General features: G+C 69.0%; 10 protein-coding genes. 5 read left to right on the top strand and 5 right to left on the bottom strand.

All coding sequences use genetic code 11. The features are described from left to right. Positions 1-217 precede the first annotated feature (217 nt). Both BCR55_RS02235 and BCR55_RS02230 read left to right on the top strand, forming a co-directional pair. Positions 218-1057 (top strand): hypothetical protein, encoded by an 840-nt coding sequence (locus BCR55_RS02235; RefSeq protein WP_065494111.1) that lies wholly within the window; start codon positions 218-220, stop codon positions 1055-1057. Between the two features lie 39 nt (positions 1058-1096). Further along, the gene (locus tag BCR55_RS02230) at positions 1097-1561 is read left to right on the top strand and encodes a DUF2214 family protein (RefSeq protein ID WP_006401231.1); all 465 of its coding nucleotides are present in this window, start codon (positions 1097-1099) and stop codon (positions 1559-1561) included. Positions 1562-1732: 171 nt separating this feature from the next. Here BCR55_RS02230 and gudD read toward each other — a convergent pair whose 3' ends face one another. Continuing rightward, positions 1733-3085 (bottom strand): glucarate dehydratase, encoded by a 1353-nt coding sequence (gene gudD, locus BCR55_RS02225; protein WP_065494110.1) that lies wholly within the window; start codon positions 3083-3085, stop codon positions 1733-1735. A gap of 285 nt (positions 3086-3370) precedes the next feature. On the opposite strand from gudD, the gene BCR55_RS02220 reads away from it, so the two are divergent. Continuing rightward, the gene (locus BCR55_RS02220; protein ID WP_006401228.1) at positions 3371-4132 is read left to right on the top strand and encodes a FadR/GntR family transcriptional regulator; all 762 of its coding nucleotides are present in this window, start codon (positions 3371-3373) and stop codon (positions 4130-4132) included. 170 nt (positions 4133-4302) lie between these two features. Here BCR55_RS02220 and BCR55_RS02215 read toward each other — a convergent pair whose 3' ends face one another. From BCR55_RS02215 to pdxY, 3 genes are all read right to left on the bottom strand, one after another. Then, complete coding sequence (locus BCR55_RS02215; protein WP_006401226.1) at positions 4303-5451, bottom strand: branched-chain amino acid ABC transporter substrate-binding protein; 1149 nt, start codon at positions 5449-5451, stop codon at positions 4303-4305. Between the two features lie 349 nt (positions 5452-5800). Then, complete coding sequence (locus BCR55_RS02210) at positions 5801-7957, bottom strand: phosphocholine-specific phospholipase C (protein WP_065494109.1); 2157 nt, start codon at positions 7955-7957, stop codon at positions 5801-5803. A gap of 277 nt (positions 7958-8234) precedes the next feature. After that, on the bottom strand, positions 8235-9095 hold the full coding sequence (gene pdxY / locus BCR55_RS02205) for a pyridoxal kinase PdxY (RefSeq protein ID WP_006401223.1): 861 nt from the start codon (positions 9093-9095) through the stop codon (positions 8235-8237). Positions 9096-9259: 164 nt separating this feature from the next. Between pdxY and BCR55_RS02200 the strand changes: the two genes are divergently transcribed. Next, positions 9260-10321 carry an alpha/beta fold hydrolase gene (locus BCR55_RS02200; RefSeq protein WP_059940840.1) on the top strand — a complete coding sequence of 354 codons (1062 nt, stop codon included), beginning with the start codon at positions 9260-9262 and terminating at the stop codon, positions 10319-10321. Positions 10322-10384: 63 nt separating this feature from the next. Here BCR55_RS02200 and BCR55_RS02195 read toward each other — a convergent pair whose 3' ends face one another. Next, the gene (locus tag BCR55_RS02195) at positions 10385-11383 is read right to left on the bottom strand and encodes an LLM class flavin-dependent oxidoreductase (RefSeq protein ID WP_006401221.1); all 999 of its coding nucleotides are present in this window, start codon (positions 11381-11383) and stop codon (positions 10385-10387) included. Between the two features lie 30 nt (positions 11384-11413). On the opposite strand from BCR55_RS02195, the gene BCR55_RS32170 reads away from it, so the two are divergent. Further along, positions 11414-11845, top strand: a complete 432-nt coding sequence (locus tag BCR55_RS32170; protein WP_139094015.1) for a hypothetical protein — start codon at positions 11414-11416, stop codon at positions 11843-11845. Positions 11846-11993: the final 148 nt, after the last annotated feature.

Genomic DNA, 11993 nt, shown 5'->3' with positions numbered 1-11993 from the left:
GCGGTGTCCGGCCGTCCTCGACGCCCCGTCCGGGTTTGCCGGCGGGGCGTTGTTATATCCGCGGCGCGGATCTGTTGTATTCTCGCCGCGCCCGAGCGTGCGAAGGGCGACGGATGCGGCCCGGCATGCGTTCCGGCCGTCTGTCCAGACGGTAATGTCCCTATAATGGCCGAGCCGCGAAATCCGGCCCCGCACGATCATCGAGAGGAGAGCAGTCTTGGCGAGAACGAAACCCACGCGCGCAGCGCCGGCCCCCGGCGCCGGAGTGATCTTCGCGTTGCGCGCGATCGGTGTCGTGCTGTTCGCGCGCTGGCTGTTCTCGATGTCGCAGATGGGCTATCGCGCGTCGCTGTCGGCGATGATGTCGTCGCCCTGGGCGTTCGTCTATCTGCTGCTGATCTTCCTGCTGCTCGTGCAGCCCGGCGCCGCCGCGCGCGCCGAGCGGCCGTTTCATCCGCTGCCGCAATGGCTGCGTCAGGCGCTGCGGTTTTTTGCGCTGATCGGCTTTCTGTTCGCGATCTGGTCGATCGGCGCGTTCGTCTGGGTGGCCGGCTGGCGGCGTGCGCTGCATGCGGTCACCGCGACCAACGGCTGGCTGGTTGCCGCGCCGGTGCTGTATGCCGCGGTCGTCTGGATCTGCCGGCCGCGTCCGCTGTGGCGGACCAACGTGGCCGCGCGCCGCTTTGCGATCGGCCGCTATGCGATTTCGCTCGATACGCTGACGCGCACCGCGATCGTCTGGATGGAAAGCCGCAAGGTCGGCCAGTACGACGCGCGCGAGCTGTCAGTGCGCTGGCCGGGGCGCAGCACTTCGGCGGCTGGTAATGGGTCGGGCGGCGTGCCGTCGGGCGGCGCTCCGTCGGGCGGCGTGCGGTCGCAGGAACCGCCGGCGCGCGTGCGCGGCGGTCTGTTCCGGCGGCCGAAGGTCGAATTGCTGTGGGATTCGCCGGCCGCCGTCGGCCATAACCGGCAGATCGTGATGCGCGTCCCGCTCGCGACCGAAGGCGACCGTGTCGCCGCGCTCGCGCTCGACGCCGCGCTCAAGCAGATCGTCTGACACGCCTGCGCACCGGCGCGGGCTCTCGAGGGGGGCACGATGATCGTTCGTTGGTTGCTGGCTGCTGTTCATCTGAGTGCATTCGGCGTCGCGTTCGCGGCGATCGCGGCGCGCAACCGCGCGTTGCGGCGACTCATCGCATCGGCGCAGGCGGTCGATCTGCCCGGCGTGTTCAAGGCCGATACGGTGTGGGGCCTGTCCGCGCTCGTCCTGATCGTCACCGGCCTGATGCGCGCGTTCGGCGGCTACGAGAAGGGCAGCGCGTATTACCTGCACGCGCCGTTCTTTCACCTGAAGATGACCGCGCTCGTGCTGATCCTGGTGCTCGAGATCGTGCCGATGCTCGGCCTGATCCGCTGGCGCATCGCCGCGCGGCAGCAGCGCATGCCCGATATCGGCCGCGCACGCACCTACGTGCAGATCGGCCACTGGCAGGCCGTGCTCGTGATCGTCATCGTGTTTGCGGCAGCGGGGATGGCGCGCGGCGTCTGGGCCGCGGGCTGATCGTCAGGCCGGGCGCTCGCGGCCCGGCAGTGTGGCGGCAGTATGCGCGACGGCCTGTGGCCCGCCGGCATCCGGCGCATGCGCGGCGCGGCTCGCGCGCCGCGCGCAGCAGCGTGACGCGCGTGTCGCTCGCACGACGCGCTCACGCCGGTCCGTCCCGGCCCGCGGCGCTCAGCGCACGAGGCACGGGCGCTTGTTGTCGAAGGTCCAGCCCGGAATCAGGTACTGCATCGCCGCCGCGTCGTCGCGCGCGCCGAGGCCGTGCTGCTTGTACAGCTGATGCGCACGCGCGACGGCGTCCATGTCGATGTCGACGCCGAGCCCCGGCCGCTTCGGCACTTCGACAAGCCCGTTCTCGATCTTCAGCGGCTCGTGCGTCAGCCGCTCGCCGTCCTGCCAGATCCAGTGCGTGTCGATCGCCGTCACGCGGCCCGGCGCCGCCGCCGCGACATGCGTGAACATCGCCAGCGACACGTCGAAGTGGTTGTTCGAATGCGAGCCCCACGTCAGCCCCCAGTCGCGGCACATCTGCGCGACGCGCACCGAGCCCTGCATCGTCCAGAAGTGCGGATCGGCGAGCGGGATGTCGACCGCGTTCAACTGCACCGCGTGGCCCATCTGCCGCCAGTCGGTCGCGATCATGTTGGTCGCGGTCGGCAGGCCCGTCGCGCGGCGGAATTCGGCCATCACCTCGCGGCCCGAATAGCCGTTCTCGGCGCCGCACGGGTCTTCCGCGTACGCGAGCACGTGATGCAGGTCGCGACAGAGGCGCACGGCCTCGTCGAGCGACCATGCGCCGTTCGGGTCGAGCGTCACGCGCGCGCTCGGGAAGCGCTCGGCGAGCGCGGTGACGGCCTCCACTTCGCGCGCGCCTTCGAACACGCCGCCTTTCAGCTTGAAGTCGTTGAAGCCGTAGCGCGCGTGCGCGGCTTCCGCGAGCCGCACGACCGCTTCCGGCGTCAGCGCGGGCTCGTTGCGCACGCGCGTCCAGTCGTCGCTCGCGTCGCGGCCGTCGCGATACGGCAGCGCGGTTTTCGTGCGATCGCCGACATAGAACAGATAGCCCAGCATCTCGACGCTTTCGCGTTGCTGGCCTTCGCCGAGCAACGCCGCGACCGGCACGCCGAGATGCTGGCCGAGCAGGTCGAGCAGCGCGGCTTCGAGCGCGGTGACCGCGTGGATCGTCGTGCGCAGATCGAAGGTCTGCAGGCCGCGGCCGCCGGCGTCGCGGTCCGCGAACGTGCGGCGCACCGCATTGAGCACGGCCTGGTAGTTGCCGACCGGCTGACCGACGACGAGCGCGCGCGCATCGTCGAGCGTGCGGCGGATGCTTTCGCCGCCCGGCACCTCGCCGACGCCGGTGCGGCCGGCGCTGTCCTTGAGGATTACGAGGTTGCGGGTGAAGAACGGGCCGTGCGCGCCGCTCAGGTTGAGCAGCATACTGTCGTGACCGGCGACCGGGATCGCTTGCAGGTCGACGATGCGCGGCGTATCGGAGGAGGGCGAGGCAGTGACGGCTTTCATGGCGGCGATGGCGATAAGGTAGGCGGTGCCGCACGGCAAAAGCTTTGCCGCGCGTGGCGGGAGGTGCGATCATTCGACAACCGATGTGCGCGGGCGCCGTAGCGGTCGCGAAGCGGCGCATCGCCAAGCGTGACGGGGCGCCAATGTCAATGCAGCCGAGGCCACGCGTCGCGATCATCAGTCATCGGATGACTTGTGACGCAGTATAATGAAACCACGGCTTTCGCTCAAACCCCGCGTAAACCCTCGGCTCACACTACGATCATTCAGAAAGGAACCGGCCTCATGTCCGTGCCTACGCTTCCCGCAGCGCCGCGCCGTCGCGCGCGCAGCCTTGCACAAGATGTCGTCGACGCGCTGACCGCGCAGATCGAAAACGGCACGCTGCGCCCTGGCGACAAGCTGCCGACCGAAACCGAAGTGATGGCGGCGCAGGGGGTGAGCCGCACGGTCGTGCGCGAGGCAATCTCGCGGATGCAGGCGAGCGGCCTGATCGAGACGCGCCACGGAATCGGCAGCTTCGTGCTCGAACCGTCGCGCCGCCAGGCGCTCGGCATCGACCCCGCGACGATCACGACGCTGCGCGACGTGCTCGCGGTGCTCGAGCTGCGCATCAGCCTCGAGAGCGAGTGCGCGAGCCTCGCCGCGCAGCGCGCGACGGATGCCGATCTCGCCGCGCTGCGCCGCGCGCTCGACGCGATCGCGACGGGCTCCGGCGGCGGGCGCGACACCGCGCAGCTCGACTATCAATTCCATCTGCAGATCGCGCAGTCCACCGGCAACCGCTATTTCGTCGACATCATGACGCAGCTCGGCGCGTCGATCATTCCGCGCACGCGCGTGAATTCCGCGCGCTTCGCCGGCGACGACCTCGAGCGCTACGTCGGCCGCCTGAACCACGAGCACGAGGACATCTACGAAGCGATCGCGCGCCACGATCCGGAGGCCGCGCGTGCGGCGATGCGCACGCATCTGACCAACAGCCGCGAGCGGCTGCGCCGCGCGCACGAGGCCGCCGAGGCCGAGCGCGACACGCAGGCGAACTGAGGCGCGCGCAACGGCGCGGCGCAATCGCGCGTCGTGCCGGGCCGCGCCGCCGCTGCGTCACGCCGCAACATCAGTCGTCGTACAAGACCGACCACTTGACCGCATCGTGGAGACGGGGCGGCCCGCGTCAGGGCGGCCCGCGCCGCCCGTTCCCCGGACCGCCATCCCGATCAGCCTCCCTTCGTGACGATCGTCTTCCACGCGCCGTTCTTCACCTGATACAGCGTCGACATCCCGCTCTTCAGCGAGCCGTCCTTCGCGAACGAGATGCGCCCGGTGATGCCCTCGAAGTCGATCTTCTTCAGCGCCGGCCGATAGACGTTCGGATCGGTCGAGCCGGCCGCCTGCATCGCCTTGATCGCGGCCCACGTCGCGTCGTAGCCGAACTGCGCGTACGACAGCACGTCGACGCCGAAACGCTTCTTGAACCGCTGCTCGAAATCCTTGCCCTGCGGCAGCTCGTCGAGCGGGCGCCCGTACTCCCATGCCATCGCGCCTTCGGCCGCCGGGCCGGCGATCTTGATGAACTCGTTGTCCTTCACGCCGCCGCCACCGACGAATTGCGCATTGAGCCCGAGCTGGCGCATCTGCTTGATGAAGTTCGCCGCGAGCGCGTCGAGGCCGCCGAAGAAGATCAGGTCCGGGTTCTTGCCCTTCAGGCTCGTGATCTGCGCGCGGAAATCGACGGCCTGGTTGTTCGTGAACTCGCGCGCGATGATCGTGCCGCCGGCCGCCTTCACGGCCTTCTCGAACTCGTCGGCCTCGCCCTGACCGAATGCGGTGCGGTCGTCGACGATCGCGATGCGCTTCGCCTTCGTCACCTCGACCGCGTATTTGCCCGCGTTGCCCGCGTTCTGGCCGTCGGTCGCGATCACCATGAACATGTTGGCGAGCCCGCGCGACGTGAGCGTCGGGTTCGTCGCGGCCGGATCGATGACGGGGATGCCGGCCTTGTCGTAGACGACCGACGCCGGAATCGTCGTGCCGGAATTGAAGTGGCCGACCACGACCGACACGTTCTTGTCGACGAGCGCCTGCGCGGCTTGCACGCCGACGCGCGGGTCGGCCTGATCGTCCTGCACGATCAGGCTGAAGTGCGCGGGCTTGCCGGCGATCTGCACCTTCTGCGCGACCGCATCGTCGAGCGCGAGCTGCACGCCGTTCTGCAGGTCCTTGCCGTAGCCGGCGTTCACGCCGGTCAGCGGGGCGGCGAAGCCGACCTTCACGTCGAGTTCGTCGGCCGCCTGCGCGGCCTGTTGCGAGAAGAGGGCAAGCGCGGATGCAATCGACACGGACAACAATGAATGGCGAAGTTTCATGTTCGATCCTCTTGTTCGACACCGGCGGGTGGGCACCGCACGCGGCCGGGCGCGTGCGGCGGACGGGCGGTTCGACCGCTTCTCGGAATCGGGCGCAGGGCGGCGGGACGGCGCTCGGAATGACCCCGCGAGGCTCCGGAGGAGCCCCGATCGCCTCGATATATAGGTCGCCGAATTGCGTGGGTCTTGGCAGTTCGACACGCATTCCGTGCGGATTTGCGCATAGCTTCCGCGCCGGCGCGTGCGGCCGGTATCGGGATATTCCCGCCGCGAACGGGCGGGGAGGGTGCGAATGCAACGGATGCGCGGGCGCACCGCAGCCCGTCCGGGCCGCGGTGCGACACCGCGCTTAGCCGGCCGATGCGTCGGACAGCGCGTCCGACGCCGCGCCGGCGCCCGTGCCGGACGCGCTCGTGCGGATCAGCGGATCGCTGGTGCTCGCGCGGCCCGTTTCGACGTGGCCCGCGAAGCGGCGCAGGAAGCCGAGCGGCTGCCCGTCACTGACGGTCAGGTCGTACCAGCCGTGGCTGCCGCGCAGATCCCAGTAGTCGTCGACGTGGGCGCCCGGCGCGAGCTCGAACGTGCGCGCGGCGCCGCTGCCGTACGCGTTCGTCACCGTGAGGCGCACCGTGCGGTGTCCGCGGTTCATGAGGCGCAGCGTGATGTTGCCGTTCGCGACGTCGTAGCCGTAGATCGCTTCCGGGTTCGCGTCCGCGTGGCCCACGCCGGTCGCGAACGGGCCGCGGAAATGGCAGTAGAAGCCGTTCGGGCCGTACACGTCGAGGTCGTACCGGCCGAGCGACGGCGCGGCGCTCCACGTATCGGCGATGCGCTTGCCGGCTTCGACGGTGTACGTCCACGGGCCGTCGACGCGGTTGCGCGACTGCACCTGGAACGCGGCGCCCGCGCGGCCCGTATTCGCGAAGTTCAGCCGGAACCGGCCGGCGGCCGGCTCGACGCGGCCGTGCACGAACAGCTCGTACGGCAGCGCGCGCGCCGGGCGCAGCCCGGGCTCCTGCGTCGGCAGCGTCTGCAGCACCGGCGGCACCGGGATGTAGTCGGGATGACGATTGCGGTCGGCCGGCGCGTATGCGCTCGTGTCGGGCAGCGTCGGCCAGCTTGCGTCGGGCGTCGAGAAGTCGAACGCGGACGTGAGATCGCCGCACACCGCACGGCGCCACGGCGAAATGTTGGCCGCCTTGACCGCGTACTGCGCGCCGAAACGCGCCTCGATGAATTGCAGCAGCGAGGTGTGATCGAAGGTCTGCGAGCAGACCCAGCCGCCCTTGGTCCACGGCGACACGACGAGCATCGGCACGCGCGGCCCGAGCCCGTACGGGCCGGCCATGTGCGACCCGTCGCCGGCGAACACCTCGTTGGTCGTCGCGACGGTCGACAGCCCGTTGTCGCGCGACTGCGGCGCGAACGGCGGCGGCACGTGGTCGAAGAAGCCGTCGTTCTCGTCGTACGTGATGAAGAGCGCAGTCTTGCTCCAGACGTCCGGGTTCGACACGAGCGTCTTCAGCACCTGCTCGATGTACCACGCACCGTAGTTCGCCGGCCAGTTCGGATGCTCGGAATACGCTTCCGGTGCGCAGATCCACGAGACCTGCGGCAGCGTGCCGTTCTTCACGTCCTGCTGCAGCACGTCGAACAGCGTGCCGCCGGCGCTGACGTTCGTGCCGGTGCGCGCGTTGTCGTACAGCGGCGTGCCCGGCAGCGCGGTGCGGTACTGGTTGAAGTAGAGCAGCGAGTTGTCGCCGTAGTTGCCGATGTACGGGTTCTGCGTCCAGCCCCACGAGCCGTTCGCGTCGAGGCCGGTGCCGACGTCCTGATAGATCTTCCACGACACGCCGGCCTGCTGCAGCACTTCCGGATAGGTCGTCCAGCCGTAGCCCTTTTCCTCGTTGCCGAGCACGGGGCCGCCGCCGATGCCGTCGTTGCCGACGTAGCCAGTCCACATGTAGTAGCGGTTCGGATCGGTCGAGCTCGGGATCGCGCAGTGATAGGCGTCGCAGATCGTGAACGCGTCCGCGAGCTGATAGTGGAACGGAATGTCGTCGCGCTGCAGGTACGCCATCGTCGTCGTGCCCTTGTTCGGCACCCACTGATCGTAGCGACCCTTGTTCCACGCCGCGTGCATGTCTTGCCAGCCGTGCGGCAGATCCTGCAGGAACTGCATCCCGAGCTTGTCCGCGCCCGGATGGAACGGCAGCAGTTCGGCCGCGCCGACCGGCTGATGGAACACCGACTTGCCGTTCGCGAGGCGCAGCGGCCGCGGATCGCCGAAGCCGCGCACGCCGCGCAGCGTGCCGAAGTAATGGTCGAACGAGCGGTTCTCCTGCATCAGGATCACGATGTGTTCGATGTCGCGGATCGTGCCGGTGCGGCGGTTCGCGGGAATCGCGAGCGCGTCGCGGATCACGGGCGGAAACAGGTTCAGCGCGGCGGCGCCGGCGGTGCCGGCGGCGAGGCGCAGGAAATCACGACGGTTCGATCGGGTCATGGTCGTTATCGTGCGGTAAAGGGAGGGCGCCGGTTGGCGGGACGGGCGGCGGCGCGCCCGCGCCGCGATAGCCTGCCGCCCGGGTCGTGCCGCCGCGAGCATAGCGGGGTTTCGGTGTCATTCATGTGAAGCCCGGAAACGTTTGCATGCGGGCTCCGCGTCGCGGCGAACGCACGGCCGATCGGCGGAAATGGCGGTGTATGCGACGTGAAGCGATCGCGCGGGAGAGCAGGACGAGCCGCACGGTGCGCAGCGCGCGGCGAGGAGGTGCGACGCGTCAGGCGTCGGTCACCCACGCGCCGAACCATTCGCTCGGGCGCGCGATTTCGTCCTGCGCGGCGATCAGTTCGAGTTCGTAGCGGCGCGCGTCGTAGGTCGCCTTGACGACCGCGTGCACGGCCGCGAGCGTGTGCTCGAACGCGGCGCGCACCGAGTCGCCGCGCAGCCGGCGCGCGACGAAGATCGCGCTGGTGAGGTCGCCGACGCCGACCGGATGACGCGGAAACGCATACAGCGGACGCTGGCCGATCCACGCTTCGGTCTCGGTGACGGCCAGCATGTTGAAGCGGTCGGCGGGGCTGTTGCGGTCGTGCAGATGCTTGACGAGGATGATCTTCGGGCCGCGCGCGATCAGCGTGCGGCATGCGTCGACCGCTTCGGCGACGGTCTCGATGCGTCGGCCCGCGAGTTTCTGCAGCTCGGTGTGGTTGGGCGACATGCCGTCCGCGAGCGCCGGCATTTCGTTGACGATGAATTCCTCGACGCCGGGCTCGGGCCGGATGCCGCCCGTCTGGCCCATCGCGGGATCGCAGAAGTACCACGCGTTCGGATTCATCGCCTTCACGGCGCGCACGATCTCGACGGTCGCGCGCGCCTGCGCGGGCGAGCCGGCGAAGCCCGACAGCACGGCGTCGCAGCGCTTGAGCGCGCCGATCGCGGCGATCCCGTCGACGAGCTGCTCCATCTTCGCGGCGTCGATCGCGCTGCCGGCCCAGTGGCCGTACTGCATGTGATTCGACAGCTGGACGGTGTTGAGCGGCCAGACGTTGACGCCCAGGCGCTGCATCGGAAACACGGCCGCGCTATTGCCGGCGTGGCCGTAGATGACGTGCGACTGAATGCTGAGGACGTTTTTCATGGGAATTCGCCGGCTCGCGTTTCAGGGTCACGTCACACGATACCCGAGTTCGCCGCGCGCGCGGAAGTCGCGCGGCGCACGGTGTTGCGCGCCGTCGTCAGCGCGACCCGCGTAGAATCGCGGGGCACGGCGCTGCCCGTGCGTGTCCAATTACCGTGAACGCCATGTTTTCGACTCGCAAGATGTTGTCCGCCGTGCGAACCGCGCTCGTCGGCGCGGGCGCCGCCGCCGCGTGCGCGACGGCCGTCGCGGCCACCGTGCCGGCCGCGGCCGGCAACGACGGGCCCGCCTACGGTCCGCGGCTGGAAGGCTTCGACTATCCGGCGCCGCTGCACCGCTACGCATTCGTGTCGCAGCGCGAAACGCTCGAAATGGTGTACCTCGACGTGCCGCCTGCGCATCCGAACGGCCGCACGGTCGTGCTGCTGCACGGGAAGAATTTCTGCGCCGCGACGTGGGAAGACACGATCGGCGTGCTGAGCCGCGCCGGCTACCGCGTGATCGCGCCGGACCAGATCGGCTTCTGCAAGTCGTCGAAGCCCGAGCGCTACCAGTACAGCTTCCAGCAGCTCGCGCGCAACACGCATGCGCTGCTCGAGTCGATCGGCGTGAAGTCGGCCACGCTCGTCGGCCATTCGACCGGCGGCATGCTCGCGATGCGCTATGCGCTGATGTATCCGAAGGCGACCGAGCAGCTCGTGCTCGTGAACCCGATCGGTCTGGAGGACTGGAAGGCGCTCGGCGTGCCGCCGCTGTCGGTCGACTATTGGTACGCGCGCGAACTGAAGACGTCGGCGGACGGCATACGCCGCTACGAGCAGGCGACCTACTACGCGGGCAAGTGGGCGCCGTCGTACGAGCGCTGGGTGCAGATGCTGGCGGGCATGTACCGCGGGCCGGGCCGCGACATCGTCGCGTGGAATTCCGCGCTGATCTACGACATGATCCTCACGCAGCCGGTGGTCTACGAGCTCGGCGCGATCCGCGTGCCGACGCTGCTGCTGATCGGCGACAAGGACACGACGGCGATCGGCAAGGACGTCGCACCGCCCGACGTGCATGCGAAGCTCGGCCGTTATCCGGAGCTCGCGAAGCGCACGCAGGCCGCGATTCCCGGCGCGCAGCTCGTCGAATTTCCGACGCTCGGACACGCGCCGCAGATCCAGGATCCGGACGCCTTCCACAAGGCGCTGCTCGACGGGCTCGACGCGGTGCGCACGCCGTAACGCGCAGCCGCGGCGTGCGGCATGCGGCCGCGCGCATCTCGGCAGCGGCGCCCGGCGCCGTTGCTATCGCCGCTCGCTCGCGAGCTCGTCGCGAATCTGCGCGGCCAGTTCGAACGAGCGCAGCCGCGCCGCGTGATCGTAGATCTGCGCGGTGATGATCAGCTCGTCCGCGCCCGTTTGCGCGATCCGGTCGCGCAGCTTGTCGCGCACCGTGTCGCGCGAGCCGACGGCCGCGAACGACAGCGAATGCGCGACGTTCGCGAGTTCGAGTTCGTTCGCCTCGAGCACGTCGACCGGCGGCGGCAGCTTGCCGGGCGTTCCGCGCCGCAGGTTGATGAACTGCTGCTGCAGCGACGTGAAGAGGCGCCGCGCCTCGTCGTCGGTATCGGCCGCGAACACGTTGACACCTACCATCGCATACGGCTTCGGCCACGCGGCCGACGGCCGGTACTGCGCGCGGTACACCTCGAGCGCGCGCATCAGATAGTCGGGCGCGAAGTGCGACGCGAACGCGAACGGCAGGCCGAGCATCGCGGCGAGCTGCGCGCTGAACAGGCTCGAGCCGAGCAGCCATACGGGCACGTCGAGCCCCGCGCCGGGCACCGCACGCACGCGCTGGCCGGGTGCCGGCTCGGCGAAGTAGCGCAGCAGTTCGGCGACGTCGTCGGGGAACGAATCGGCGCTGCCGATCAGGTCGCGGCGCAGCGCGCGCGACGTCGTCTGATCGGTGCCCGGCGCGCGGCCGAGGCCAAGATCGATGCGCCCCGGATACAGCGACGCCAGCGTGCCGAACTGCTCGGCGATCACGAGCGGTGCGTGATTCGGCAGCATGATGCCGCCGGAGCCGACGCGGATCGTCTTCGTGCCGCCCGCGACGTGGCCGATCACGACCGCGGTGGCCGCGCTCGCGATGCCCGGCATGTTGTGGTGTTCGGCGAGCCAGTAGCGTCGATAGCCCCAGCGCTCCGCATGTTGCGCGAGATCGAGCGTATTGCGGAAGGCCTGTGCGGCGTCGGCGCCGGCGGGAATGGGGGCGAGGTCAAGAACGGAAAACGGTGTCATCGGGTGCCTTCGAAGGGGAGGGGCGCGGTGATGTCCGCACGCAACAGATCCGTCGATTTTGCCAAAGGGTTCCGGAACGCGCTGGCGCCGCCGCGATACCCATGCCTGCAGCAGGGCCGCGCGCGAAGCGCCGGCGATCGTTGCAAAAATCAATCCAATCGTCGCTTTGTTACGAATCTTTACCGCGATTGGCGGCGAATCTGCATCGGCATACAAATCTGCACGAAAGGTTTGATTTTCAAGACTGCAATACGCCTGCAAAGCGCTTACGCTAACGTGAACGTGGCCATATCGGAGCCCTTCGTCGACCGTACAGCTTTGCTGGAATCGCACCAGTCCGTTTCGCGCGGTGCCACGCGCGGACGCGTGCAGACTGTTAAAATCCGGCGCCTGTCCATCTCGTGCCGAAGGCCATCCATCCGATTTTTCCGCGCCGGACGGCATGCGGAAACGCCACGCTGAACGGGGCACGGCCGCCTTGCGCGGACCGGGCCGTGCCGCCCCAAACACTGAGGTCGCTGGAACAAGGAGTCGGGTCGTGCCCGCGTTTGTCGCTGTCGGAATAATCCATCATGTGCCGTGCGGCCGGATCGGCCGCCACGCGGCCGGC

The sequence above is a fragment of the Burkholderia sp. CCA53 genome (assembly GCF_001685525.1).
Taxonomy (GTDB): Bacteria; Pseudomonadota; Gammaproteobacteria; order Burkholderiales; family Burkholderiaceae; genus Burkholderia; species Burkholderia multivorans.
This window is presented reverse-complemented; position numbering and strand designations above follow the sequence as displayed.